This window comes from Micromonospora sp. NPDC005197 (assembly GCF_040608295.1).
Taxonomy (GTDB): Bacteria; Actinomycetota; Actinomycetes; order Mycobacteriales; family Micromonosporaceae; genus Micromonospora.
The window spans coordinates 58174-83895 of sequence record NZ_JBEXHY010000014.1 but is presented as its reverse complement, the minus strand read 5'-3'; the positions used below and the strand labels follow the sequence as shown (position 1 = coordinate 83895).

The window sequence follows — 25722 nt, the reverse complement described above, 5'->3', positions numbered from 1 at the left end:
GTCGCGGCAAGCGACGGGGCCGGCTCGATCTCGTACGGGCTCGGACAGCTCGGCCCGGGTGGACGTCGGGGATCGCCCGCGGTCAGGCGATCGTGCAGGTCGCGCCGTTGAGAGTGAACGAACTCGGTCGGGCGGTGTTGCCGGTGTGGGTGGCCTGGAAGCCGATGGTGACCGATCCGCTCGGCGGGATGCTGGCGTTGTAGGCGACATTCCGGGCCGTCACCTGGCCGGACGCGGGGGAGTAGGTCGCGTTCCAGCCCGAGGTGACGCTCTGCCCGCCGGGCAGGGTGAAGACGAGCGACCAGCCGTTGACGGCGCTGGCGCCGGTGTTGGTGATGGTGAGGTTCTCGGTCAGGCCGGTGTTCCAGGCGTTGATGGCCACGCTCACGCGGCACGCGCCGGAACTCGGCGGCGGCGTGGTGGGGTTCGGCGGCGGCGTGGTCGGGTTGGGCGGCGGCGTGGTGGGGTTGGGCGGCGGCGTGGTCGGGTTGGGCGGCGGCGTGGTCGGGTTCGGGGGCGGCGTGGTCGGGTTCGGCGGGGCGGTCAGGCCGAAGAAGGCGACGGCGGCAGCGGCCATGCCGCCGGCGGGCAGGCTGTGCCCGGCGCCCTGGATGCTGTACGCCTCGACCTGGACGGTCCCGCTCGCGTCGGCGTACCGACGCCGGTTCCAGTTGGTCTGCGGCGTGTCGGTGGAGGTGGGTGTCTGGCTGAGCCCGAACACGTTGGTCCACTGCTCGATGGTCTCCTGCAGCAGCGAGTACGGCACGAGGGTGTCGCTGGTGCCGTGCCACAACTGCACGCGCGGGCGGGGGCCGGAGTAGCCGGGGTAGGCCTGCCGGACCGCGTCACCCCACTGTTGCGGCGTGCGGTTCATGTTCCCGCCGGTGCACTGGCTGCTCCCGGGCGGATAGTCCGCCGCGTTGGCGAAGCAGTTGTAGGGGACCCCCATGAACGCCGCGCCGGCCTTGAACACGTCGGGGTACAGCGCCAGCATGTGGTTGGTCATCATGCCGCCGGACGAGCTGCCGGTGGCGTACACCCGGTCGGGGTCGCCGCCGTACTGCTGCTGTGCGTAGCGGATCATCGAGATGATCGACACGGGGTCGCTGCCGCCGCCGCGGCGCTTGGCGGCATCCGACCAGGTGTCGAAGCAGTTGCCGAAGCCGGCCTGCTGGGTGGCCGTCGGGTAGATCACGATGAACCCGTACCGGTCGGCCTGGGCGGCGAATTCGCTGCCGGAGTAGAAGCCGGGGCCCGACCCTCCGCAGCCGTGCATGGCGACCACGATCGCGGGTCTGGTCGGGCGGGTGTCGGGCACGTAGACGTGCATGCGCATCCGGCCCGGATTGTCGCCGAAGCTGGTCACCTCGGTGAGCGACGCGGCGTACGCGGGCTGGAGCGCGGGTGCCACCAGGCCGGCCGCCGCCAGCGACGTGACCAGGGCGAGCAGTAGTTTCCTTCGGATTTTCACGGGGACGACTCCTTTGATCACCTGTGCGGGTTGCGTGTGGTCGCGGGGCGGTCACGGGTCCGCCCGACTGCCCGTGGTGATCGCGCCTCGCCCACTACGTGTGCTTGCCCGGTGCCCGGCTCCGTGCGGCGTCGCGTAGCAGATAGTGTTCCTCGCGGTCGCCGAAGTGTCAATCGACGTACCTCAATTGCATGCGTGGTCGTGCCCGCCGCGACGGGCCCGGCGGCACGGGCCCTCCGTCTACAGTCGGTGCACCGTCCCTGAGCCGAGCCGGGAGCGCCTGTGGCAAGCCCCTTCACCATCGAGGAGATCTATCCCGACGACGGGGACGACCCGCCGCGGCTGCCCCGGCGGCAGGCCGGCAGCTCGCCGCAGGATCTCGCGGTGACCTTGCTGGCCGACTACACCCTGCGGAACCGCGCGCGGATCCCGTCCGCCGCCCTCGTCGCACTGCTCGCCGAGGCCCGGGTGAGCACGGCCGGAGCCCGCGCCGCGATCAGCCGCCTGGCCCGTCGGGGTGTGCTGGAGGGCAGCCGGGAGGGACGGCGCAGCTCCTACCGGATCAGCCGCGCCGCCGCCGCGAACCTGTCCAGCGGAGGCAGGTGGATCCTGGCCGCCACCACCGAGGTCACGGCGTGGGACGGATGCTGGACCCTCGTCGCCTTCTCCCTGCCGCAGGATCACAGCACCCAGCGGCGGGCCCTGCGTGGCCAGCTCCGCTGGCTCGGGTTCGCGCCGTTGCACGACGGGCTGTGGATTTCGCCGTACGAACTGGGCGCGCAGGGCAGGGCGAAGCTCGCCCGGTTCACCCTCGGCGCCGTCACGGTGTTTCGCGGGCGACAGGCGGCGCTCGACGTGATCGGCCAGCGCGCTCCCATCGACGCCTGGGACATCGAGGCGATCGGTCGGCACTACGAGGAGTTCCTGCGACGGTGGACGCCCCTGGTGCCCATGCTGCGATCCGGAGCCGTCGACGGCGCGGCGGCGGTGCGGGCGCGTACCGAGGTCATGGACACCTTCCGCCGGTTTCCCACCCTCGACCCCCGGTTGCCGCTGGAATTGCTGCCGGCGGGATGGCTCCGACGGCCGGCCCGGGAGCTGTTCGAAGCCGTCTACGACGGCCTCGCCGAACCCGCCGCGCGCCACGTCCGGTCGGTCGTCGCGCGGTTCGTCGACGGCACGCAGCCCGGCATCCAGGCGCACACCACCGCCGACCTCCTCGCCGGGGTACTCCGTGCGGACCCGGCTCCGGACCCGGGCGGTGCATCGGCGACGGTCGAGAGCTGCGCGACCTGAACGGGAACTGACGGGGTCTCCCCACCGGCGACGAGGTGTGTACCTTGTGGAGAACGCGCAGCGCTGGGGAGGCCGGATGACGTCACGCGGTGCAGACCTTTCGGCGGCCGACCGGATCGACACCTCCGTCGCGCACCCTGCCCGTCGGTACAACTACCTGTTGGGTGGCAAGGACAACTTCGCCGCCGACCGGGAGTCCGGCGACGCGCTCGCGGCCGCGATGCCCACCATCCGGCTCGCCGCCGTGGAGAACCGGATGTTCCTGCAACGCACGGTGCGCTTCCTGGCGCAGCACGGCGTCCGGCAGTTCCTGGACATCGGGACCGGCATCCCGACCGCCGACAACACCCACGAGGTCGCCCAGGCCATCGAACCGTCGGCACGGGTGGTCTACGTCGACAACGACCCGATCGTCCTGGCCCACGCCCGCGCGCTGTTGTCCAGCACGCCCGAGGGGCGGACGGCCTACCTCGACGCCGACCTGCGGGAACCGGACAAGATCCTCGCCCATCCCGACCTGCGCACGACACTGGACCTGACCGAACCCGTCGCGCTGATGTTGGTGGCCATCCTGCACTTCATCCGCGACGACGAGGACCCCAAGGGCATCCTCGATCGGCTCATCGCGGCGCTGCCGTCCGGCAGCTACGTGGTCGCCTCGCACGTGACCTGGGAATACCTGCCGCCCGCCGCCATCGCTCAGCTCGAAGCCAACAACCGCGACGGCCGGTTCCAGGCCCGGACGACCGAGCAGTTCGCGGCCCTTCTCGACGGGCAGGAGCTCGTCGAGCCCGGCGTCGTGTCCGTGGCGCGGTGGCACGCCGACGACGCGCCGCAGCCGCGTCCGTCCGTGCAGGACGTGTCGTTCAACGGCGCCGTCGCCCGGGTCCGGTGACGACGACCGCCACCGAAGCCGGTGCCGCGGTCGCTCAGCGGGTCTTCTTCGTCGGCCGTTTGCGGGGCGGCGTCAACAGGTCGGCGATCGCCGCGATCGCCGACGGCACGATGCGGTAATACGCCCAGACGCCGCGCTTCTCGCGCTCGATCAGACCGGCCTCGGTGAGAATCCGCAGGTGATGGCTCACGGTCGGCTGAGAGAGGTTGAGCGGCGCGGTGAGGTCGGTGACCGAGGCCTCGCCCTCCGGGGCGGCCTGGATCAGGCTGAGCAGTCGCAGGCGGGCCGGATCGGCGAACGCCTTCAGCACCCCCGCGAGCCGCTCGGCATCCGCGCGTTTGATCGGCTCACCGGCAAGCGGCGAGATGGCAGGCATGGCAGTATCGGCAGTTCCCACGACAGCCATCGTTCCACCAACCTGGGGAACAGAGCGGCGGAACCGGACAAATCCCCGAGCCGATGCTGTGCTCATCACAACACCATCGACGCGTGTCGTGGCCGGGTGGGCCAGCTGTCAGGGCAGGTTGATCGTGTACTCGGCGGTCTGGACCTTCCCGTCGACCTGGAAGTCGAAGAAGGCCCGGTACCGGCCGGAGCTGGGGACGGTCAGCCAGAACGCGACCGCGCCGTCGACGAGCTCCTGCTCCGGGTGGACGTGCACGTACCCGAGGTCACCCTCGCGAACGACGACCAGGTGCCCGTACGCGCCGAGGTACCGCTGCGGCTGGACCGGCCCGGCGGCGTCGGTGCGCGTGAGCTGGAATCGCACCGGCGCCGTCACCCCGGCGGTGGGCGTCCCGGTCATCGACACCGTGAACGGTCCGGCCGTCGCCTGCGCCTGGGCCGGTGGCAACGCGGCCGGGGCGTACGCGCCCGGCACGTGGTGGTCGACGCCCAGCACGAGGGGCACCTGTCGACCGTCGGGGGCGCTGACGGAGAAGTCGGCGAAGACGCGGTAGCCGCCCGGCCGGGCCAGTGTCAGGGGGACGCTCCAGGTGCCGTCGGGCGCCATCGTCGGGTGCAGGTGCTGGTAGCCGCCCAGGTCGCGACCCACCACGATCAGGTGCAACGGCTTCTCGTGCACGACGGCGAAACGCGTCGCCGGCTGCCGGTCGGTCCCGACGATCCGGAACCGGTAGTCCGCGCGTACGCCGGGCGGCTGGGTCCGCTCCAGGGGCTGCAACGTGTAACCGCCCGCGCTTACCGTCGTCCCGGTCGCCAGCGTCTCACCCGCGCTGACGTCCCCCGGATGGGAGTGCGGCCCGGTCCCGGGCGCGTGGTCGTGCCCGTTCCCGGCCGACAGGGCCTCCCCGGAGCCGGTCGGCACTCCGCCGGCGGCCGCGGGCCGACGCGCGTCACCGGCCGGCGACGCGTCGCCGGTGCCGATGCGGGCGAGCCCGAAGCCGGCCAGCAGAGCCACCACCAAGCCGCCGACGAGCAGCGCCAGGTGGGTGTTGGTCAGCCGTGACGCGCCTACCACGCTGCTGTCCTGCGCCTCGGGCCGCGGCCGGTCGGCGGGCGACGTGTCCTCCGGTGTGGCCAGGGCCCGCGCGGACGGCGCCGGCCGTCCCGCCGGCGCGGACTCAACGACGACCGGACTCCGCGCGCTGGCGAGCGCGCCGCTCCTGCTCGCCGCGGGTACGGCGGCACTTCGCTGTCGGCCACCGGCCGCGCGACCGCCGCCGGCGGTCGCCGCGCTCGTGCCGGCGGTCGCCGCGTTCTTGGCGACGCTTGCCGCACTCCTGCTCGCGGTTGCCGCGCTCCTGCGGGCGACGGGCTTGCGTGCCGAGGGTGCGACGCGACCACCCCGGCCGGTCGGAGCCTTCGACGGGCGGGCCCGGCCAGGCGGTCCACCCGCCGTCGACGAGCGACGACGCCACGCGACGAAGCCCGCCACCGCCGCCAGGACCGCGACCGCCCCGCCGACCCAGAGCAGCGCGCCCGGGCCGCTTCGCCCATCCGAGGGTACGGCGGGAGCCGCCTGCGCTGTGCTCGGCGATCCGGCGGGCGCCGCCGAGGCCACCGGCTGCTGCCCCGTGGACGCGTGCTGGTCGATGGCGGCCAGAAGCGCGGGGTCGGGCTGCTGGGTCGGCGGTTGCCAACCCTGCGGTGCCGTGGTCGCCCGGCCGGTGTAGCGGAACGTCATCGTGCCGCGCACCGCGTCACCGTCGGAGGCCACCGACAGGTAGCTCACTGAATACTGGCCGGCCGCCGGAAGGTGCGCGACCGACACCACCGCCGGAAAGCCCGTCGTGTACTCGCGTGGCTGGAACTGGCCGTCGACCAGGAAGTACTCCCGCACCGGCTTGGTCAGCGCCTTCGGCTCCCCGTACGTCCAGCCGTTGTCGACACGAACGCCGTTCGGCGCGGTGACCGTGAAGTACGCGTTGGCGCCGACCTTCTCCGTGAAGTACAGCGCCACCGACGTCAACGGCCCCTGCACCGTGGCGCCGCTCTCGGGAGTGGACATCGCGAGCGTCCCGTGAGCTGCGGCGGGCTGAGCGGACGCGAGGAGGGTGACCGCCGTGGCGAGGGCGAGCGCGAGCAGGCTTGCGATCAGCCGGCCGAGACTCTGGGGGAGACGACGCATCTGAATATCCTCACCGGGGTGAGGCTTTTTTCACAAGGAGCTGATCTTTTTTCACGGAAGGCAAAAGTTGGCGCCGCTCCGCTCGCTCCGGCTGGCCGACGCCGGGACAGGCCACGACCGTCGCCGAGCGGACGCGGCCCCGGACCACGCCCACGCGTGGCCCGGGACCGTCGCTTCAGCAGGTCGCGGGTGGAATGCTCTGCTCGTACTGGAAGACGTTGTGCGGGTCGTACTTCGCCTTGACCTTGCGCAGTCGGTAGAAGTTGGACCCCCAGTAGGCCGACTCCCACTCCGCCATCCCGATGTTCGGCACGTTGACGTAGGCGCCGTCGACGTACGGCCGCAGGGCCTGGCTGAACTCCGCGATCCAGGTCTGGGCGATCGGGGTGAGGGCCTCGCCGCTGTCCGGCTCCCCGCGGGTGCCCCAGCCGGTGCCCGGCTCGGAGTAGAAGAGCGCGTCGCGGTGCGGGAACGCGGAGCCGCCACGGGGTTCGTGCGCCTGGGCCCCGCGACCGAACGCCTGGAGGAAGAAGTTGCTGTCGTCCGTGGGCGCCTCCTCCATGAAGGCGCGGACCACGCTGATCGCCTTCTTCGGGAACGGCCTGTTGGAGAACTGCGAGAAGAACTTCCAGTTGGCGGGCTCGTCCTCGGTCGGGATCTGGAAGCCCGTGTAGATCTCGCCCCAGCCCCCGGTCTGTACGGTGACCTCGGGATTGCCGATCGAGAGGATCGGCTCCAGCAGCTCCCGCGCCTCCGCCTCCGGACCGTCAGCGAGCACCGCGAACAGCAGGATCTCGGACTTGTGGATCTCGACCTGGGTCCCCAGGCGGTAGTCGGTGAACGGAGCGACGCGCTGCCAGGTCTCGAAGATCTCCTCCAGGTCGCCGAGGCCGTCCCAGGTCGCCTGGAGGTAGGCGACGCTGCGCAGCGGCGTCACCCGGTAGGTGAGCGAGGTGACGATCCCGAAGTTGCCGTTGCCTGCGCCGCGCAGGGCCCAGAGCAGGTCCTCGTGGTTGTGCAGGTCCACCTCGATCGCCTTGGCGCCGTTGGTGCCCCACGCGACGACGATCTCCGCCCCGATCAGGCTGTCGCAGGCCATCCCGAGGTAGCGGGTGAGGAACCCGAGACCGCCGCCGAGGGTCGCGCCGGACAGGCCCACGCTTCCCTCCGTGCCGGTCGTCACCGCGAGGTCGTGCTCGCCGAGCGCGGTGACCGCCTCCAGCTGGTTGAGCCCGGCGCCCACCCGTGCGATGCGGCTCGCGTAGTCGATGTGGGTCGACTTGAGCTCGCTCACGTCGATCACGATGCCGTTGTCGACGTTCGACCAGCCCTCAAGGCTGTGCCGGCCGCTGCGTACCCGCAGCGCGACGTCGTTCTGCCGCGCCCAGGTCAGGGCGTTGACCACGTCCTGGGTGTTCTGCGCGAAGACGATGACCAGCGGGTAGCGGACGAACAGCTCGTCCCAGCCGAGGCTCGCGTTCGCGTACCCCGGATCCTGAGGGCGGACGATGCGGCCGGTCAGCTCCGCCGGCGGATACTCCGCGGTGGAAGACGGACCCGGGCCGCCGTCGGCCGCGAATCCCGGGGCGCCGGCGGCCACGATGCCGGGGAAAACCGCGGCCCCCGCGCCGACGGCCGCCGTCGCCTTGAGTACTTCGCGACGAGATAGGTCGCGCATGGTCCGATCCTCTCGATGTGGGTTACGCCAGCGATCGACCAGAGCGACTCTGGTTCAGTGGCACGCAACTCACGGTATTACGGGAGAGTTATTCGGAGATGAGCCTTTTTGTCCGAAAACCCAGTCGAGTGATCGGGGTGGGCCGGCTCGGGGCGGGCCCGCACGGCTGGGCCGTCACGCCACGGCGTGCAAGTCGTGCGGGGACGAGTGCACTGGCGGCCAGCGGAAATCCTCATTACGGTGTGACTGGGTCAAGTCACGCGCCCATCCTGTCCAGGATCTCCAACGGGAGGCGTGTGCCCATGATCGACCGGGTAGAGATGGCGATCCAGCCTCCGCGGGCGACATCGACCCGATTCGCTCGTCGCTACCGGAGTGGGTTCTGGGGCCCGGCTGTCCCGGAACGGCCCTTCTCCGTGGCCCGTTACACCGAGCCCATCAACTCGTCTGCCCCGTTCTCCGCCGACCGGTTGATCGTCGCCCCGGCGGCCTATGTCGACATGGACACCGCCCCGCTGCTGGGGGCGGCGCTGACCAACGCCCTGGACCGCCACCCCGACGTCTGTTGCGATCTCGCGGCTGTCGACTTCTTCAGCGCCGCAGGGGTCCACGTCCTGCTCCTGGCCGCCGACCGGGCGAAGCGGGGCGGCTCCCGCTTCTCGATCAGGGGTGCCGGCGGTATCACCCAGCGTGTACTGCGCATCACCCAGGTGGAGCACCTGTTCGAGCGAATCGCCTCCTGCCGCGAGGCAGTGAAGACGGGCTCTGGTCCTGCGTGGCATCCGGCTGACGCCACGCAGGACCGTCGCGGTGTCAGCCGGCCGTACAGGAGCGGATCTGCGGTCGGGCGCTGCTGTTGCCGTTGAACATCGTGGTGAAGCCGAACGTGTTGCCGCCGCCGTTGGGGCGTACGGTCATGACGTTGCCGCTGCTGTCCCAGGTGGCGCTGCCGTTCCAGATGGTGGAGACCTTTTGCGGCGAGGTGAGGGCGACCACCACGGTCCAGGTGTTGGTGCCGCTGACGGTGACCGAGGTGTTGTACCGGTCACCCCAGACGTTCGTCGTCGTCGCCGTCGCGGTGCAGCTGCCGCCGGACGGCGGCGGGGTCGTGCTGCTGGGCGGGGGAGTCGTGCTGCCCGGTGGCGGGGTCGCGCCGTCGGGTGCGACCGCGCGACCGGTGGACGGCGAAATCATGCCGGGGCAGAGGTTGCGGCTGGTCAGGTTGGCCACGATCTGGCCGATGGCGTCCCGGGTGTTCTGGATCCCGTCGTGCATGAGGATGACCTGGCCGGCCTGGAGGCGGCTGGCGTTCGACACGATCTGGCTGACGCTCGCGCCGTTCCAGTCCTGTGAGTCGACATCCCAGATCACCTGCCGCATCCCGAGCGACGAGGCGACCGACTGGAGGGTCGAGTTGGTTTCCCCGTACGGCGGCCGGAACAGCTGGGGCCGGATGCCGGTCGCGGACTGGATCGCCGAACTCGTCTGGGACAGGTCGGACTGCATCTGGGACTGACTCATCGACGTCATGTGGGCGTGGCTCCAGCTGTGGTTGCCGACCCACATGCCGGCGGCCACCTGTGCCTGCGCCGCCGACCTGTTGTTCTGCACGTTCTGCCCGATGTTGAACATGGTGGCCCGTACGCCGTTGGCGCGCAGCACGTTCAGCAGTGCGCTGGTGCTGCCGGTCGGACCGTCGTCGAAGGTGAGGCCGACGTAGCCGTTGCAGGTGGCGGCGCTCGACGGGGTGGCGGTGGCCACGACGACGATGCCGCACGTCGCGACGGCGGTGGCGAGGATGGACAGCGCCGCACGTAGTCGCCTCGACCGTACGAGCGTGCCAGCGGAGACAGTGCTCATCTGTGCCCCTTCTACCGGTCCGAACGTGCCCCGGTGTGCGGGCGGCATGGTCCGGTCCGGACGTGTGGGTGGTGGGTGGGGAGATCGACCGAAACCCGCCGGAAGCGGGATCGCATCGACCAGAATCGATCGAAGTATTACAGCGAGAATTCCGACGCGTCAACAATTTCCGGAACCTGCGCCGATAGCCACCCGGAGCTGTCCTCGCGTCACCGGACCGATCCGGAGCAGCCGGGATGTCGCCGCAATGGCGATCCGGTGGCTGCGGCGGTGGGGCTGATCGCCTCGGCATTCAGGGCGGCCGGACGGTCGTGATCCGGAAACCTCCCGGAATTCCCGACGGAGATCCGACCAATCAACGAACGGCTTCGCCGAAGCATCCGTTGTGGAGAGATTGATCAGGGCCGTGGCCAGGCTCGACAGTTCGTCAAGTGCGCGGGGGTCGCCAGGCGGCTCCGCAATCTTTCCGGTAAACGTTGACAGTCCGCCGACGTACTACCAATACTTCCGCCATCGACAGACCTTGACGGGTGTCGATTCGGGTCGCTCGCGGCGACCTGGTCTGCCGGGCGGCGACGGCAGGCGGCCGCACCTTGGCCAACGGTCTCACGCAGGGCGAGCTGACCGCCGGCCGGATCGCCCCGCACGGCGGGCTGGGCGGTCCGGCCGCCGGATCGGATCACCGTGGGCGCCCGCGGTGGTGCCGCGCGTACCGCCCGACTTCGACGACGACCTCGTTGATCGGGTTTGTCCTCGATCGAACGAGATCGTTGACATGTGTCGCGAATCCATCTTTGATGGTCGATGTTGCTTCCTCGTCGGTCCGGTCGGGCGCTGGGTCGTCCGGCGTGGGGTCGGGCCGTTCGATGCCCCGACCTTGGAGGACGGATGCGAACCTTCGCCCGAGTCAGACCACGACGGCTGGTGCCGGCGTTTGCCGCGGCGATGCTGCTGGCCGTGGCGGTCGGCGTGCCGGCGTCGGCCGCGGGCCCGTCGACCGTCGTCGGTGTGGCGTCCGGTCGGTGTCTGGACGTGGTGGGCAACTCACGCACACCCGGCGCCGGCATCAACATCTACGACTGCGTCGGCCAGGCCAACCAGGCGTGGACGTTCACCGCCGCCGGCGAGTTGCGGGTGTACGACGCGACGATGTGCCTGGACGTGGTCGGCCAGGACACGAGCGCGCCCGCCGCGCTGCAGATCTACGGCTGCACCGGCGGCGCCAACCAGCGCTGGCGGATCAACGCCGACGGGAGCATCGTCGGTGTCCAGTCCGGACTCTGCCTGGACGTGACCGGCGGGGGCACCGCCAACGGCACGACGGTCGGCCTCTGGACGTGCAACGGGCAGGCCAACCAGCGCTGGACGTCGTCGCTCGGCAGCACCGACAGTCAGCCGCCCACACCGCCCGGCAACCCTCGGGTGAGCGGGCTGACCTGCAACTCGGTGACCTTCGCGTGGAACGCCTCGACGGACAACGTCGCGGTGGCGTTCTACGACATCTATCACGATGGCCAGCTCATGACCTCGGTGAACGGCGGCACCCTGTCGGCCAGCCTCACCGTCGTCCCCGGAGCGAGTTGGGGCCTGTACGTCAACGCGCGTGACGCCGCCGGAAACGTGTCGCAGGCCAGCGCCACCGTGACGATCACGCCGCCGCCCTGCCAGGCCGACACCGTGCCGCCGAGCACGCCGACGCAGCTCACCGGCACCGCGTCGGGGACCACGGTGACCCTGCGCTGGGCCGCGTCGAGCGACAACGTCGGGGTCCGGGCGTACGACGTCTACCGCGGTGGCGTGAAGATCGGCACTGTCACGGGCGCCCCGCCGGCCACCACCTTCACCGACAGCGGCCTGGCGGCGAACACCACGTACCAGTACCAGGTCCTCGCCCGCGACGGGCAGGACAACGCCTCGGCGCGCAGCGCCTCTGTCTCGGTGAGCACCGGCGGCACCTGCGCCAACCCGGTGTGCACGGTGCGGCAGGTCACCACCGACACCGACATCCCGTGGGGGCTGGTGACGCTGCCGGACGGCACCGTCCTCTACAACCGCCGCGACGCGCACGACATCATCCATCTCAACCCCACCACGGGGGCGAAGACCACAGTGGGCACCGTGCCGAACGTGCAGAGCACCGACGGTGAGGGTGGCCTGCTGGGTCTCGCGATCTCGTCGACCTTCGCCAGCGACCGGTGGCTCTACATCATGCACACCTCGCCCAGCGACAACCGGATCGTCCGGATCAAGATGGAGAACGACCGGCTCACCACCGCCAGCGAGCAGGTCCTGCTCAGCGGGATTCGGCGCAACAAGTTCCACGACGGCGGTCGCCTGCGGTTCGGCCCGGACGGCAAGCTGTACGCCAGCGCCGGCGACGCGCAGAACGGCGCCTACGCCCAGGACCGCTCCACCCTTGAGGGCAAGATCCTGCGCCTCAACCCGGACGGCAGCGTCCCGGCGGACAACCCGTTCGGCAACTACGTGTGGAGCTACGGGCACCGCAATCCGCAGGGGCTCGCGTTCGACTCGCAGGGCCGCCTGTGGGAGCAGGAGTTCGGCAACTCGATCATGGATGAGACCAACCTGATCACACGAGGCGGCAACTACGGCTGGCCGGCCTGCGAGGGCACCAGCGGCACCTGCGGCACCGCCGGCTACATCGCGCCGGCCCGCACCTACCCGACCGCCGAGGGCTCCTGCTCCGGCATCGCGATCGTGCGCGACGCGCTCTACGTCGCCTGCGCCCGCGGTACGCGGATGTACCGCGCCGTGATCAGCGGCAGCAGCCTGACGAACGTGCAGACGTACTTCAGTGGCACCTACGGCCGGCTGCGGACGGTGGAGCCGGCGCCCGACGGGGGACTGTGGCTCACCACCACCAACACCGGTGACAAGGACAGCACCCCGAACAACAGCAACGAACGCGTCCTGCACGTCACCCTGGGCAACTAGCGCCCACGTTCGCCGACGGCCACCGCGACGATCCGGTGGCCGTCGGTGAACTCCCGGCGCGGCCGCGCTGCCCGTCAGGTCCGTCGTGTCGCGGCCACGGCCGTCGAGGGTTCGGCGAGCGTTCACACCCCGCTTGTGGCGAGGTCATCGCGCCGGATCGCCTCCCACCTAGCCTCACCAGGGCATCTGCACCTGAAAGAGCTGAGGTTTGCACCATGTCCCTACGTCACGTTCTGGCGGGCCTTGCCGTTCTGCCCGCGCTCGCCGTTCCGGTGGCCGCGCACGCGTCAACCGTCGACAGCGCCAGCGCGCCGCACCCCCGGAAGACCCATTTCGACCTCCAAGCCCACCGCGGCGGCATCGGCATGACCACCGAGGAGTCGCTGGAAGGCTTCGGCAAGGCGATGCGTCTCGGTGTCACCACACTGGAGCTGGACACCCAGATCACCAAGGACCAGAAGGTGGTCGTCAACCACGACCGCCAGATCAGCGCTCAGAAGTGCGCCGACACCGCACCGGTCACGGCCGGTGAGACGATGTACCCGTACGTCGGCAAGTACATCAAGGACCGGGCGCGCCCGAGCAGACCGCGCCTCGCGAGCTGTTCGTCCGGCGGGTCTTCGAGGAGATCCACTCCTCCGGCATCGAGAAGCAGGTCACCATCCAGTCGTTCGACTGGGGTGCGCTGAGCCAGATGCACCGGCTCGCGCCGAAGTGGCCGCTGGTGGCCCTCACGAACTACGACTTCCTCCAGGTCGGCCAGCCGGGCGCGTCCCCCTGGCTGGGCGGGATCGACGCTGACGACTACGACGGTGACTTCGTGAAGGCCGCCGCCGCCATTTCAGGCGTCACCGCCCTGTCGCCCAACTACGGATTCCCGCAGAACGGGACCATCAGCGACCCGAACTTCCGCTTCTACCCGGACGCGACCATGGTGGCCGAGGCGCACGCCCGGGGCCTGAAGATCATTCCGTGGACCTGCGACGACCCGGCCACCGTGTCCGCGCTGATGGACATGGGCGTCGACGGGATCATCACCAACTACCCCAACCGGGTCCGGGCGATCATGGCCGAGCGTGGCATGCGGCTGCCGAAGAGCTACCAGCCCCGCCACTGACCGGCACGCCCGATCCGGGGCCGGTCCCGTGAGCCGCCTGGCGCGCTCGCGGGGCCGGTCCCGTGCGGCGGGCCTGCCCCGGCGCGGCCGGCGACGGTCGGGCGGCCCGGTCAGGCCGGATGCTCAATGAGCCTCCTCGGATTCCCCGTCCGCTGCGCGGGGACGCCGGTCGGGCGGTGGGCGCCGCCCAACTCCGTCGTCCACGGCCGGGTCTGCGCGGCCGGCGCCCGCCACCGGGTCAGTGCCCCGGCCGACGGCTCGGCGTGCTGCCCGCCGCCGGCCCCGGCGGGCCCCGCGTCGGGGTCGGTCGCCTCGCCGCCGGCCGGCGCGATGCCCAACTCCCGCATCCGCTCGACGTACGTGCGATAACGCCGCTGCGCCTCGCCGTGCCGCCCGGCCGCGCGCAGCACCTGCACCAACTCCAGGTGGGCGTCCTCGTCGTAGGGGTCCCGGTGCACCAGCCGCATCAGGTAGACCAGCTTCTGGTCCGTGTCCGAGGCGTGCTGGGCCAGAGCCCGCAGCACGCTGGTGTGCGCGACCTGCGCCTCCTCCCGCAGCGGCTGCGCCCAGTCCTCGTACGGGTCGTCGGCGAGGAAGTCCCCGCCGTACAGCTCGTCGGCGCGGACCAGCGCACGGGCCGTGTCCGGGTGTCCGCCCCGCAGGGCGACCTGCGCCTCCTCGGCGGCGGTCAGGAACGTCTCGACGTCCACGTCGATCACGTCCAGGTCGATCGCCACCGAACCCCGGTCGGCCAGCACCGCGCCCCGGCCGCTGGTGCGGCGTCCGGTGCCGAGCACCCGGCGCAACGTGGACAGCAGCACCGACAGCCGGTTCGCGGTCCGCGACGGCGACTCGTCCGGCCAGAGCAGCTCCATCAGCCTGGCCCGGGGCACGGCGCGTCCCCGGTGCGCGACGAGGATCTTCAGCAGGTCCCGTGCCTTCTTGGACTGCCACTCGCCGTACGGGACGACGGCGCCGGCCCGGAACACCCGGAAGTCGCCAAGCGTGTGGATGACCACCGCCGGTACGCGCAGCGTGATCGCGGTGAGCCCGTCGGCGACGCCCGGGTCCAGGCGTACCCCGCAGCGGCGCAGCTTCTGCTCGGCGCCCTCGGCGCCGCGGCGGGCCTGCCGTCCCTGTAGCCGGGCGGCAATCAGCTGGACGGTGGCCTCCTCGGCCGGGTCGCCCAGTTCCCGGCAGAGCGCGGCGGCGTCGTCGAGCAGCCCGGCGGACGCGCGCGGGTCGTCCGCCGCGAGCACGGTGAGCTGGAGCGCCTCGACGAGGGTGGCGCGTCGCCGCCCGACGGTCGCGCCGGTGCGGGCCTCGGCGGCGTCGAAGTGGGCGGCGACGGTGTCACCGCGCAGCAACGCCACCCAGCCGCGGGCCAGCAGGGCGTACGGCCGTTCGGGCTCCCGGGCCATGGTGACCGCCCGTTCGGCGAGATCCTGCGCGGCGCACAGGTCGTCGGCCGCGCGGATCCGCGCCAGCTCGGCCAGGACCCAGGCGGTCGAGACGATGCGCGGCTGACCGCTGCCCACCGCGGCCAGAGCGCTCTCCAACGCCTGCCGGGCCTGCCGCGGCTCCCGCCGGCGGCGGTGCACCATCCCGAGGGCGGCCAGCGAGATCGCCTCGTCGGCGGCGACTCCCGCCAGCTCCCGCAGGCGAAGCCCTGCGGCGCCGTCGGCGAGCGCCTCCTCCAACCGGCCGAGCTGACACTTCGCCACTGCGGTGAGGGTCAGCGCGTACGGCTCGAAACCGGTGTCGCCCGCCACCTCGGTCAGTCGGACGGCAGCCTCGGCGTGCCGCAGCGCGTCGGCGGCGTCGCCGGCCCACAGCAGGTGGCCGGCCAGGTCCAGGTGGACCATCAACCGGAACAGGCCGGCGTCCGCGCGGCGCAGCCCGTCGGTCGCCTCCACACGCCCGCGGGTCGCCGCCGCGTCGCCGGTGGCGGCGGCGAGCAGCACGACCACCCGGGCGTACGCCTGGTGGGCGGTCGGGACGCCGCACGCGTGGGCGGCACGCGCCGCTTCCTCGACGTCGGTGCTGGCGCGCTCGATGTCGTCGTCGAGCAGGTGGTGCACCGCCGCGTGGCAGTACAGCTGCACGGCGTGTGGGCCGGTCGCGCCGATCGGCGCGGTCGCCAGGCGGGCCGTCGCCAGGTGTGGTTCCCCGGCGAGGTGGTGCCGCAGCGCCGCGCGCCAGATCTCCGCGACCGGTGCGTCGGCCGGGTCGGGTGTCGCGGCCAGCAGGTCGGGCTGGGTGGCGAGCCACAGGTGCGCGGCCGCGCGGTCACCGGCGGAGGCGAGGCGGCGCAGCGCCCGACCCGGGTCACCACCCGTAGGGTGTCGTTCTGCGGTCGATGCCTCGTCCCCACCTTCGCTGCGAGCCGGCGTCGACGGGCGCCAGGCATGGTTGACATTGTCTCCGGACATTCACCGCTCCTGTGTTCTCTCGTGGAGGCTCAGGCGAGCGAAGAGACAACCGGGCACTACGAGTCGTCGCCCCCGGCGTGGCTTCCCCCCGGGCCCGATCATTGTCTTCATCGAGCGGCATCGCCATAACCAAAAGAGTCGGTGTACTTACTGACTGCAATGCGCTATCGGCATAAACGCGCACTCAGGTTTCCCTCAGACCGCCGCAACGGCACCCGAACGGCCCCTACAAGCAACTGGCACGGGCGCGGTCCAGACTTCCCGGCATTGCGTGTCGCCCGCCGATCGGAGCTGAGATCCGATGACCGAACAGACAGTTTTCCCTGGCCTTTCCGCCTTTTGGGAACGGCAGCTCACGGACCTCCCGGAGCCGCCGGACCTGCCCTTCGCGCCACCGACCGCCCCTGCCGGGGAAGCCCGTGCGGATCTGCCATGCGACTCGGTCGAGCCGCAGGTCAGCTCGTTGGCCGGCCTGTTCGCGCTGCTGCACCGTTGGGTCGGCGGCCGGGACCTGCTCGCCGAGACGCCGGCCGCGCCGACCGGCCCGGGACGCTGGCTGCCCGTGCGGGTCCGGTTGCCCGAGGATCCCACGTGGACCGAGCTGCGGGACCTGGTCCGAACGGCTCTGCGCGAGGCCCGGGAGCACGACGCGGAATTGCCCGAAACGGTTCCCGACTATCGGCCGGTGGTATCGATTAGCTCCGATCAGGCGCCCCCCGGTTATCGGGGTGCGGTGCGGCTGCTGATCGACGACACCGACGAACGCCCGGCGGCCACGGTGAGCCACCACCCACACGCGACGTCGATCGGGGCGGCGTTGGCCGTGCTGCTCGCCCGGGCGCAGGAGCGGCCCGGAGCGCGCCTGTCCGACCTCCCGCTGCTCGACCCGGCGACGGAACGGCAGGTGGTGATCGACTGGAACGCCACCGACACCGCCTACCCGCGCGAAAGGTCGGTGCCCGACCTGTTCGCCCAGTGGGTCCGGCAGACCCCGGACGCGCCCGCGCTGCGCGACGGCGAGAGGGTCCTCGCCTACCGGGAGGTGGACCGGCGTGCCAACCACCTGGCGGAGCGTCTGCGCCGGCTGGGGATCGGCGCCGAGACGCTGGTCGGCATCTGCCTCGCCGACACCACCGCCTGGGTGATCGCCGCGCTGGCGACGCTCAAGGTCGGCGCCGCGTACCTGCCGCTGGACCCCGGATACCCGCCGGAGCGGCTGGCGTTGATGTGCCGCGACGCCACACCGGGAGCGATCCTGCACACCGCCGCGCTGGCCGACCGGCTCCCGGACGACGACACGCCCCGGATCGTCGTGGACCGGCTGCCGGCCGACGACCGCCCGGCGGACCTGCCGGCGGTGACCATCCATCCCGACCAGCTCGCGTACGTCATGTACACGTCGGGCTCCACCGGCCACCCCAAGGGCACCGGGGTCAGCCACCGCAACATCGTCCGGCTGGTCCGCGACACCAACTTCGTCGACGTACGCCCGGACGACGTGATGGGACAGGCCGCCACGATGTCGTTCGACGCGGCGACCCTGGAGGTGTGGGGCGCCCTGCTCAACGGCGCCTGCCTGGCGGACCTGGACATCAACGACGTGATCGTGCCGGACCGGTTGCGCGCCCGGCTGCGCGACACCGGCGTGACGATGATGTTCCTGGCCACGTCCGTGGCCCGGCAGGTGGCGACCGAGGCGCCGGACGCCCTGGCCGCGCTGCGCTACCTGACGTTCGGCGGCGAGCAGGCCGACCGGACGGCAGTGGACCGGCTCCGGGCGGCCTGCCCGGACACGACGCTGGTCAACGGGTACGGCCCGACCGAGGCCACCACCTACACCACGACGTACGACTGCGCCTGGCTCACCGCCGCGGACCCGATCGTGCCGATCGGCGGCCCGGTCGCCAACACCCGGGTGTACGTGCTGGACCGGCTCCTGCAACCGGTGCCGCCGGGCGTGCTCGGTGAGCTGTTCATCGGCGGGGACGGGGTGGCCCGCGGCTACCTCGGCCGCCCCGACGCGACCGCCGAGAAGTTCGTGCCCGACCCGTTCGGGCCGCGCACCGGGGGTCGGCTCTACCGCACCGGCGACGTGGTCCGGCAACGCCCGGACGGGTTGATCGAGTTCGTCGGCCGCTCCGACCACCAGGTCAAGATCCGCGGGTATCGGGTCGAGCCGGGCGAGGTGACCGAGGCGCTACGCGCTGGCGGGCTGCTGCGGGACGCGATCGTGCGCGCCGACCGCGACGCCGCCGGGGACGCCCGACTGGTCGCGTACGTCGTGCCCGACGACGGGGTGCGCGTCGAGGCGGTCCGGGAGCGGGCCCGCGAGCAACTGCCCGACCACCTGGTGCCGGCCGTGTTCGTGGTGGTGCCGCGGCTGCCGCTCAACCGCAACGGCAAGGTGGACGTCGCGGCGCTGCCCGCGCCCGACGCCGCCGCGACAGGCGACGACGCTGCCGCTGTGCGGACACCCACCGAGCGGGCGGTGGCCGAGATCTGGCAGGACGTCCTCGGTGTGCCGGTGCGCCGCCGCGACGACGACTTCTTCGACCTCGGCGGGCGGTCCCTGAAGGCGACCCGGGTCCGCTCCCGGCTCGCCGCCGCGATCGGCGCGGAGGTGCCGCTGCGGCTGATCTTCGACCACCCGACCGTGGCCGGGCTGGCCGCCGCGGCCGACGAGATCAGCGGGGTGCCGGTCGAGCCCACCGAAGCGGCCCTGCCGGTCGCGTCGGACGGGCCGCCACCCGCCGACCTCGCCGGCCTGCTCGACCAGCTCGAACAGGGGATCGCCCGATGATCGGAGCCCTCACGCCCGTGCAGTTGCGCCAGCGCGTGGACGCCCTGCCGCCCGAACGGCGGCGGGCGTTCCTCGCCGCGATCCGCGCCGACGGCGACCGGTACGGCATCCACCCGCTCACCGCCGCCCAGGAGTGGATGCTGCTGCTGGCGCAGCTCCGCCCGGACAGCCCGGCCTACCACGTGCCGCACCGGGTGGACCTGCGCGGCGAGCTGGACGTGGCCGCGTTGCGCGGCGCGCTCGACGAGGTCGTGGCGCGGCACGAGGCGCTGCGCACGGTGTTCGTGCCGCTGGACGGGCAGTCGTACCAGCTCGTCCTGCCGCCGACCGGTCTGCCGCTGGTGGTCGAGGACGTCGCGCCGGAGCGGATCGACGGGTACGCCGCCGCCGAGGCGGTACGTCCCTTCGACCTGGCCCGGGGGCCGCTGGTGCGGGCCACCCTGTGCCGCACCGGCCCCACCGACTTCGCGCTGCTGCTCTCCCTGCACCACGTGGTGTGTGACGGCTGGAGCATGGGTCTGCTCTTCGAGGAGCTGTCGACGGCGTACGCGGCCCTGCGGGAGGGGCGGCGTCCGGCGCTGCCGCCGATGCCCCGGGACGTACCGGCCGCGCTGGCCCAGGACCGACTGCTCGGCCCGACCGAGCTGGCCCGGCGGCTGGACTGGTGGCGCGACGCGCTGACCGGTGCGCCGCCGGGGCTCGACCTGCCGACCGACCGGCCCCGCCCGGCCGAGCTGGAGGACGCCGGCCACGAGATCGAGTTCTCCTGGCCACCGGAGCTGGCCGACCGGGTCGCCGAGGCGGGCCGCCGCACCGGCGCGACGCCGTACATGATCTTCGCGGCGGCCTGGGCGGCGTTGCTGCACCGCCGAAGCCAGCAGCCGGACCTGCTGATCGCCACCCCGGTGGCGAACCGGCAGACGCTCGACAGCGAGACCGCGGTCGGCTTCTTCGTCAACACCCTGGTGCTGCGCAGCCGGGTCGACGGTGGACTGACCTTCGCCGCGCTGCTGGATCGGCTGCGGGACTCCGCGCTGACCGCGCTGACCGACCCGGTGCCGTTCGACGCCCTGGTACAGGAGCTGCGCCCGGTCCGCGACGCCGGCCGGCACCCGCTCGCCCAGGTGATGTTCGCCGTCGAGGACGGCTGGGAGCAGCGGCTGACCCTGCCCGGGGTGAACGTGCTGGCCAGCGGTGAGACGCACACCGGCACGTCCATGTTCGACCTGACGCTGACCGTCATCCCGTACGAGGGCCGCATCGACGGGCGGATCGAGTACCGGACGCGGCTCTTCGACGAGTCCACCGCCCGGGCGCTCGCCGACCAGCTCGACACCCTGCTCACCGCCGCGCTCGCCGCCCCGGACACCCCCGTGGACCGGCTGCCGCTGCTCGACGTGCCCGCCGGACGGGAGCTGGTCGACTGCTGGGCCGCCACCGCGCCCGCGCCGCAGGGCCAGCCGAGCCTGGGTGAGCTGGTCGCCCGCCGGGCCGCGGCGGCACCGGAGACGGTCGCCCTGGCGTACCGCGATCAGGCCCTGACCTACCGGGAGCTGGACGCGCGGGCCGACCGCCTGGCCCGGACCCTCGCCGCCCGGGGCGTGCGGGCCGAGACGACCGTCGGGGTCTGCCTGCCCGCCGGCCCGGACTGGGTGGTCACGTTCCTCGCCGTACTCCGGGCGGGTGGGGTCTACCTGCCCCTGGACCCGCAGTTGCCGGCGGCCCGGCTGGCGCACCTGCTCGCCGACTCCGCCGCCGCCCTCGTGGTCACCACTGCCGACGCGGAGTTGGCGCTGCCCACCACCGGCGTGCCCCTGCTGCGCCTCGACGAGCGGCCGCCGGCCGTCGACGCCGCGCTCCCGACGGCAATCCACCCCGACGCCGCCGCCTACCTGATCTACACGTCCGGCTCGACCGGGCTGCCCAAGGGCGTCCTCGGCACCCACCGGGGGCTGAGCAACCTCGCCGCCGCGCAGGCCCGGCTGGTCGGCGTCCGGGCCGGCGACCGGGTCCTGCAGTTCCACTCGATCAGCTTCGACGTGGCGCTGTCCGATGTGGTCACCGCACTCACGGCGGGCGCCACGCTGCGCCTGCTCGGCCCGGACGAGCGCACCCCCGGCCCCGACCTGGCCGCCGCGCTCACCCGGCACCGCGTCACGGTGGCCGACCTGCCGCCGGTGGTCCTCGACGCGCTGGACCCCGCCGCAGTGCCCGACCTGCGGATACTCACCGTCGGCGGCGAACCCTGCGCCCCGGACGTCGCCGCCGCCTGGTCGCGCGACCGGCTCCTGATCAACGGGTACGGCCCCACCGAGGCCACCGTCACCGCCACCGCCGCCCACTGCGCGGCCACCGACACCGAGCTGCCGATCGGCCGGCCGCTGACCGGGGTCCGCGCCTACGTGCTCGACACCGAGCTGCGGCCGGTGCCACCGGGGGTGCCCGGCGAGCTGCACCTCGGCGGGGCCGGGGTGGCCCGCGGCTACCACGGCGACCCCGCGCTCACCGCCGGGCGCTTCCTGCCCGACCCGTACGCGCCGACACCGGGGGAACGGATGTACGCCACCGGCGACCTGGTCCGCTGGCGTGCCGACGGGCAGTTGGTCTTCCTCGGCCGGGCGGACAACCAGGTCAAAGTCAACGGCTATCGGATCGAGCTGGGTGAGGTGGAGGCCCAACTGCGGCAGTGCCCGGGGGTGCGCCGGGCCGCCGCCGTGGTGCGGACCGACGTGCCCGGCGGCCGACGACTGGTCGGCTACCTCGTCGGCGACGGGTTGGCGATCGACGAGCTGCGCCAGAGCCTGCTCCGGCGGTTGCCCCGCTATCTCGTGCCGAGCGCCTTCGTGGTGGTCCCCGACCTGCCGGTGACGTCCAGCGGCAAGCTCGACCCGTCCCGGTTGCCCGCCCCCACCGTGGCCCGCGCCGACCTCGGCGCCGCGTACGTGGCACCCGACGGCGCTGTCGAACGGGCCATCGCCGACACCTGGCGGCAGGTGCTCGGGCTCGACGACGTCGGCGCGGACGACAACTTCTTCGACCTGGGCGGCACGTCACTGCTGCTGGCGCGGGTGCAGACCCGGCTCACCGAACGGCTGGGCCGACCGGTGCCCGCCGTCGAGCTGTTCCGCTATCCAACCATCGCGCTGCTGGCCCGGTTCCTCGACGGCACGGCCGCCCCGACGACCGCACCGGCCGGTGGCCGGCGACGAGACGAACGCAAGCAGGCGCTGGCCGACCGGGCCCGCCGGGCCCGCCCGGTGCCGGCGGGGGAGGGACGAGCGTGACCGACCAGGAGACCGGACTGGAGATCGCCATCGTCGGGATGGCCGGCCGCTTTCCCGGCGCCGCCGACATCGACGAGCTGTGGCAGCGGATCCTCGCCGGGGAGGAGACCATCACCCGGTTCACCGACGCGGAGCTGGCTGCCGCCGGCCTCACCGAGAAGGAGCGGCGGCACCCCGACCACGTGCCGGCGCACGGCGCGCTGGCCGACATCGACCGGTTCGACGCCGGCTTCTTCGGCTACTCGCCCCGCGACGCCCGGCTGCTCGACCCGCAACAGCGGCTCTTCCTGCAGACCGCCTGGACCGCCCTGGAACGCGCCGGTCACCTCGCCGGGAACCCCGACCGGCTGGTCGGCGTGTACGCCGCCGCCGCGGCCAGCGGCTACCTCCTGCACCACCTGTTCCGCAACCCGCGGCTCGACTCGGTCTCCGAGTACGAGCTGATGCTCGCCAACGACAAGGACTCGCTGCCCACCCGGGTGGCGTACCACCTGGACCTGCGTGGACCCGCCGTGGCGGTGCAGACGGCCTGCTCGTCGTCGCTGGTCGCCGTGCACCTCGCCGCGCAGGCGTTGCTCGCCCGCGAGTGCGACGTCGCGCTCGCCGGCGCCGCGCACGTCCTGCTGCCCACCGGCACCGGCTACCGGTACGAGGCCGGCGGCATCATGTCCCGCGACGGGCACTGCCGCCCGTTCGACGTGCGCGCCACCGGAACCGTGGGAGGCGACGGCGCCGCCGTGGTCGTCCTGCGCCGGCTGGCGGACGCCCGCGACGACGGCGACACGGTGTACGCGGTCATCCGCGGCTCCGCGATCAACAACGACGGCCGGATGAAGGTCGGCTTCACCGCGCCCGGTGTGGACGGTCAGGTCGCCGCGATCCGGGCCGCCCAGGAGGTGGCCGAGGTCGACCCCGCCACGATCGGCTACGTCGAGGCGCACGGCACCGGCACCGAGCTGGGCGACCAGATCGAGCTGCGCGCCCTGGCCGAGGCGTTCCGGGGCGCCGGCGAGGGCCGGTGCGCGCTCGGCTCGGTCAAGTCGATCCTCGGTCACCTCGACGTCGCCGCCGGGGTGACCGGGCTGATCAAAGCCGCGCTGGCGCTGCATCACCGGGTGGTGCCGCCCAGCCCGTACTGCACCGACCCGCACCCCGAGCTGGCCGGCGGGCCGTTCCACGTGCCGACCACCGCGCAGCCCTGGCCCGACCTGGGCACGCCGTCCCGTGCGGCGGTCAGCTCCTTCGGCATCGGCGGCACCAACGCCCACGTCGTGCTCCAGGCCGCCGAACCGGCAGAGCCGAGCGCCGGCGACGGCCCGTCCGTGCATCTGCTGGTGCTCTCGGCTCGGGACGCCGACGCGCTCGACCGGGCCCGCGACCAACTCGCCACCCACCTGAGCGAGCACACCGACGTGCCGCTGGCCGACGTCGCGTACACCCTCGCGCGCACCCGACGGGAGTTCGGCCACCGGCTCGTCACCGTCGCCCGTGACGCCACGACCGCCGCCGCCCAGCTCGCCGACCGTGACTCGACGCTGGTCCGCACCGGCGTCGCCACCGGCACGCCGGCCGGCGTGGCGCTGCTCTTTCCCGGCCAGGGCGCGCAGTACGCCGGGATGGGCCGCACCCTCTACCGCACCGAACCGGTCTACCGGGCGGCCTTCGACCGCTGCGCGGACCTGCTGCGCCCGCACCTCGACGTGGACCTGCGCGCGCTGCTCTGCCCACCCGGCGACGCGGTCCCGGCCGCGCCCGAGCTGGACGAGACCCGGCTCACCCAGCCGGCCCTGTTCGCCGTCGAGTACGCCCTCGCCGAACTGCTGCGCCACCAGGGCGTACGTCCGGCCGCGATGGCGGGGCACAGCCTCGGCGAGTACGTGGCCGCCTGCCTGGCCGGTGTCTTCACCCTGCCCGACGCGCTCGCCACCGTCGCCGTCCGCGGCCGGCTCATGCAGGCCCAGGCGCCGGGCTCGATGCTCTCGGTGGCCCTCGGCGTCGACGAGGTGACGGCGCTGCTGCCCGCCGGAGTGGAGGTGGCCGCCGCCAACGCGCCGCGCCTCACCACCGTCTCCGGCGAGACCGCCGCCGTCGCCGCGCTCGCCGCCGACCTGCGCGGGCGCGGGGTGGCCTGTCGGGAGGTGCGCACCTCCCACGCGTTCCACTCGGCCCTGATGGACCCGGCCCTGGCCGGCTTCGCCGCGCACCTGCGGGAGGTCCCGCTGCGTCCGCCCACCCTGCCTGTCGTGTCGAACGTGACCGGCGGCTGGCTCACCGACGACGAGGCCACCGACCCCGACTACTGGGTGCGCCAGCTGCGCCGTCCGGTCAACTTCACCGCCGCGGCCACCCTGCTGCTCGGCGAGCGGTACGCGGTGCTGGAGGTCGGCCCCGGTCGCACCCTGGCCACCCTCGTCCGGCAGCACGACGCCGCACGGGGGGTGCCGGTGGTGACCAGCCTGCCCGCCGAGCGCACGCCGACCGGCGAGGACGACGCCGTCGCCCGGGCCGTCGGCCGGCTCTGGCTCGCCGGGGCCCCGGTGCGCTGGCCCGACGGCCGCGCCGACGGACGACGTCGGGTACCCCTGCCCGCGTACCCGTTCGCGCGTGACCGGCACTGGGTTGACGCGTACCGGCCGGGAACCGTTGCCCCCGACGAGGTCACGCCGGTCACCGCGCCGCCGCCACCGGCCCCGGCCGGATCGGTGACGGCGGGATCGGTGGCGGCGACGGCCTCGACGGGGTACGAGCCGTACGAGGTGGTGCGGCGGATCTGGGTGGACCTGCTCGGCGTCGACGAGATCGGCCCCGACGACGACTTCTTCGAGCTGGGCGGGCACTCGCTGCTCGGCACCCGGGTGGTGGCGCGACTGCGCGACGCGCTCGGTGTCGACCTGCCGCCCGCCGCGATCTTCGAGTCACCCACCCCCGCCGCGATGGCCCGTACCGTCGCCGCGCTGGCGCGGCCCGCTCCCGCCGTACCCCCGGGGGTTTCCCCGCCCACGGACGGTGACCTCACCGACCTGCTCGCGGAGATCCGGGCGTTGTCCCCGGAGAGTCTCGCCCGCGAGCTGCACCTGGCCCGACACGAGGAAGGCAATCCCGATGGCTGACGAACACCGCGTGGTGGTCAACGACGAGGAGCAGTACGCCCTGTGGCCGCGGCACAAGGAGGTGCCGGACGGTTGGCGGGACGCCGGCTGCGCCGGCAGCCGCGAGGAGTGCCTGGACTTCGTGACGCGCACCTGGACCGACATGCGCCCCCGCAGCGTCCGCGAACACCTGGCCGCCGGCTGAGCGACCGGTCACCGGCCCGCCGAGCGGCGTCGGTGACCCAATGACGTGCC

At 72.8% G+C, this 25722-nt stretch carries 16 protein-coding genes; 10 read left to right on the top strand and 6 right to left on the bottom strand.

The window, feature by feature from the left end; genetic code table 11:
• Nucleotides 1–82: 82 nt before the first annotated feature.
• A complete protein-coding gene (locus ABZU46_RS08235; RefSeq protein ID WP_354855754.1) occupies nucleotides 83–1471 on the bottom strand; it encodes a PHB depolymerase family esterase in 1389 nt (462 codons plus the stop codon).
• A 282-nt stretch (nucleotides 1472–1753) separates the two neighbouring features.
• Here ABZU46_RS08235 and ABZU46_RS08230 point away from each other — a divergent pair, with 282 nt between their 5' ends.
• Together ABZU46_RS08230 and ABZU46_RS08225 are read left to right on the top strand one after the other, a co-directional pair.
• The gene (locus ABZU46_RS08230) at nucleotides 1754–2767 is read left to right on the top strand and encodes a PaaX family transcriptional regulator C-terminal domain-containing protein (RefSeq protein ID WP_354855753.1); all 1014 of its coding nucleotides are present in this window, start codon (nucleotides 1754–1756) and stop codon (nucleotides 2765–2767) included.
• Nucleotides 2768–2843: 76 nt separating this feature from the next.
• Nucleotides 2844–3662, top strand: coding sequence for an SAM-dependent methyltransferase (locus ABZU46_RS08225; protein ID WP_354855752.1), 819 nt, complete (start codon nucleotides 2844–2846; stop codon nucleotides 3660–3662).
• 34 nt (nucleotides 3663–3696) lie between these two features.
• On the opposite strand, the gene ABZU46_RS08220 is transcribed toward ABZU46_RS08225, so the two are convergent.
• The 3 genes from ABZU46_RS08220 to ABZU46_RS08210 all read right to left on the bottom strand — a co-directional run bounded on the left by ABZU46_RS08220 (nucleotide 3697) and on the right by ABZU46_RS08210 (nucleotide 7930).
• Nucleotides 3697–4068 carry a metalloregulator ArsR/SmtB family transcription factor gene (locus ABZU46_RS08220; RefSeq protein ID WP_354855751.1) on the bottom strand — a complete coding sequence of 124 codons (372 nt, stop codon included), beginning with the start codon at nucleotides 4066–4068 and terminating at the stop codon, nucleotides 3697–3699.
• Between the two features lie 108 nt (nucleotides 4069–4176).
• Nucleotides 4177–6252: a copper resistance protein CopC gene (locus ABZU46_RS08215; protein WP_354855750.1), complete on the bottom strand. Its 2076-nt coding sequence runs from the start codon at nucleotides 6250–6252 to the stop codon at nucleotides 4177–4179.
• Nucleotides 6253–6427: 175 nt separating this feature from the next.
• The gene (locus tag ABZU46_RS08210; protein WP_354855749.1) at nucleotides 6428–7930 is read right to left on the bottom strand and encodes an FAD-binding oxidoreductase; all 1503 of its coding nucleotides are present in this window, start codon (nucleotides 7928–7930) and stop codon (nucleotides 6428–6430) included.
• A 302-nt stretch (nucleotides 7931–8232) separates the two neighbouring features.
• On the opposite strand from ABZU46_RS08210, the gene ABZU46_RS08205 reads away from it, so the two are divergent.
• Nucleotides 8233–8796: an STAS domain-containing protein gene (locus ABZU46_RS08205; protein ID WP_354855748.1), complete on the top strand. Its 564-nt coding sequence runs from the start codon at nucleotides 8233–8235 to the stop codon at nucleotides 8794–8796.
• On the opposite strand, the gene ABZU46_RS08200 is transcribed toward ABZU46_RS08205, so the two are convergent.
• Nucleotides 8744–9790 carry a polysaccharide deacetylase family protein gene (locus tag ABZU46_RS08200; protein WP_354855747.1) on the bottom strand — a complete coding sequence of 349 codons (1047 nt, stop codon included), beginning with the start codon at nucleotides 9788–9790 and terminating at the stop codon, nucleotides 8744–8746. The two genes, ABZU46_RS08205 and ABZU46_RS08200, sit on opposite strands and share 53 nt — an antisense overlap.
• Nucleotides 9791–10714: 924 nt before the next feature.
• On the opposite strand from ABZU46_RS08200, the gene ABZU46_RS08195 reads away from it, so the two are divergent.
• The 3 genes from ABZU46_RS08195 (at nucleotide 10715) to ABZU46_RS08185 (ending at nucleotide 13862) form a co-directional block, all read left to right on the top strand.
• Complete coding sequence (locus ABZU46_RS08195) at nucleotides 10715–12745, top strand: PQQ-dependent sugar dehydrogenase (RefSeq protein WP_354855746.1); 2031 nt, start codon at nucleotides 10715–10717, stop codon at nucleotides 12743–12745.
• A 272-nt stretch (nucleotides 12746–13017) separates the two neighbouring features.
• Complete coding sequence (locus tag ABZU46_RS08190; RefSeq protein WP_354855745.1) at nucleotides 13018–13434, top strand: glycerophosphodiester phosphodiesterase family protein; 417 nt, start codon at nucleotides 13018–13020, stop codon at nucleotides 13432–13434.
• Nucleotides 13347–13862, top strand: a complete 516-nt coding sequence (locus ABZU46_RS08185; protein WP_354855756.1) for a glycerophosphodiester phosphodiesterase family protein — start codon at nucleotides 13347–13349, stop codon at nucleotides 13860–13862. The genes ABZU46_RS08190 and ABZU46_RS08185 overlap by 88 nt, the downstream gene beginning before the upstream one ends.
• Nucleotides 13863–13972: 110 nt before the next feature.
• On the opposite strand, the gene ABZU46_RS08180 is transcribed toward ABZU46_RS08185, so the two are convergent.
• A complete protein-coding gene (locus ABZU46_RS08180; RefSeq protein WP_354855744.1) occupies nucleotides 13973–16294 on the bottom strand; it encodes a BTAD domain-containing putative transcriptional regulator in 2322 nt (773 codons plus the stop codon).
• 301 nt (nucleotides 16295–16595) lie between these two features.
• On the opposite strand from ABZU46_RS08180, the gene ABZU46_RS08175 reads away from it, so the two are divergent.
• Genes ABZU46_RS08175 through ABZU46_RS08160 form a run of 4 tightly spaced genes read left to right on the top strand, consistent with a single transcriptional unit; the run spans nucleotide 16596 to nucleotide 25672 of the window.
• Nucleotides 16596–19094 carry an amino acid adenylation domain-containing protein gene (locus ABZU46_RS08175; RefSeq protein ID WP_354855743.1) on the top strand — a complete coding sequence of 833 codons (2499 nt, stop codon included), beginning with the start codon at nucleotides 16596–16598 and terminating at the stop codon, nucleotides 19092–19094.
• Nucleotides 19091–22378 (top strand): amino acid adenylation domain-containing protein, encoded by a 3288-nt coding sequence (locus tag ABZU46_RS08170; protein ID WP_354855742.1) that lies wholly within the window; start codon nucleotides 19091–19093, stop codon nucleotides 22376–22378. Before ABZU46_RS08175 ends, ABZU46_RS08170 begins: the two co-directional genes overlap by 4 nt.
• Nucleotides 22375–25488, top strand: coding sequence for a beta-ketoacyl synthase N-terminal-like domain-containing protein (locus ABZU46_RS08165; protein WP_354855741.1), 3114 nt, complete (start codon nucleotides 22375–22377; stop codon nucleotides 25486–25488). Before ABZU46_RS08170 ends, ABZU46_RS08165 begins: the two co-directional genes overlap by 4 nt.
• Nucleotides 25481–25672: an MbtH family NRPS accessory protein gene (locus tag ABZU46_RS08160; RefSeq protein ID WP_354855740.1), complete on the top strand. Its 192-nt coding sequence runs from the start codon at nucleotides 25481–25483 to the stop codon at nucleotides 25670–25672. The genes ABZU46_RS08165 and ABZU46_RS08160 overlap by 8 nt, the downstream gene beginning before the upstream one ends.
• The last annotated feature ends 50 nt before the right edge of the window (nucleotides 25673–25722 follow it).

What these genes read in the sequence shown, in the direction of transcription:
- ABZU46_RS08225 (WP_354855752.1), top strand. Translation starts at nt 2,844, where the DNA reads ATGACGTCACGCGGTGCAGACCTTTCGGCGGCCGACCGGATCGACACC.
- ABZU46_RS08220 (WP_354855751.1), bottom strand. Translation starts at nt 4,068, where the DNA reads ATGGCTGTCGTGGGAACTGCCGATACTGCCATGCCTGCCATCTCGCCG.
- ABZU46_RS08215 (WP_354855750.1), bottom strand. Translation starts at nt 6,252, where the DNA reads ATGCGTCGTCTCCCCCAGAGTCTCGGCCGGCTGATCGCAAGCCTGCTC.
- ABZU46_RS08210 (WP_354855749.1), bottom strand. Translation starts at nt 7,930, where the DNA reads ATGCGCGACCTATCTCGTCGCGAAGTACTCAAGGCGACGGCGGCCGTC.
- ABZU46_RS08205 (WP_354855748.1), top strand. Translation starts at nt 8,233, where the DNA reads ATGATCGACCGGGTAGAGATGGCGATCCAGCCTCCGCGGGCGACATCG.
- ABZU46_RS08200 (WP_354855747.1), bottom strand. Translation starts at nt 9,790, where the DNA reads ATGAGCACTGTCTCCGCTGGCACGCTCGTACGGTCGAGGCGACTACGT.
- ABZU46_RS08180 (WP_354855744.1), bottom strand. Translation starts at nt 16,294, where the DNA reads ATGTCCGGAGACAATGTCAACCATGCCTGGCGCCCGTCGACGCCGGCT.
- ABZU46_RS08175 (WP_354855743.1), top strand. Translation starts at nt 16,596, where the DNA reads ATGACCGAACAGACAGTTTTCCCTGGCCTTTCCGCCTTTTGGGAACGG.
- ABZU46_RS08170 (WP_354855742.1), top strand. Translation starts at nt 19,091, where the DNA reads ATGATCGGAGCCCTCACGCCCGTGCAGTTGCGCCAGCGCGTGGACGCC.
- ABZU46_RS08160 (WP_354855740.1), top strand. Translation starts at nt 25,481, where the DNA reads ATGGCTGACGAACACCGCGTGGTGGTCAACGACGAGGAGCAGTACGCC.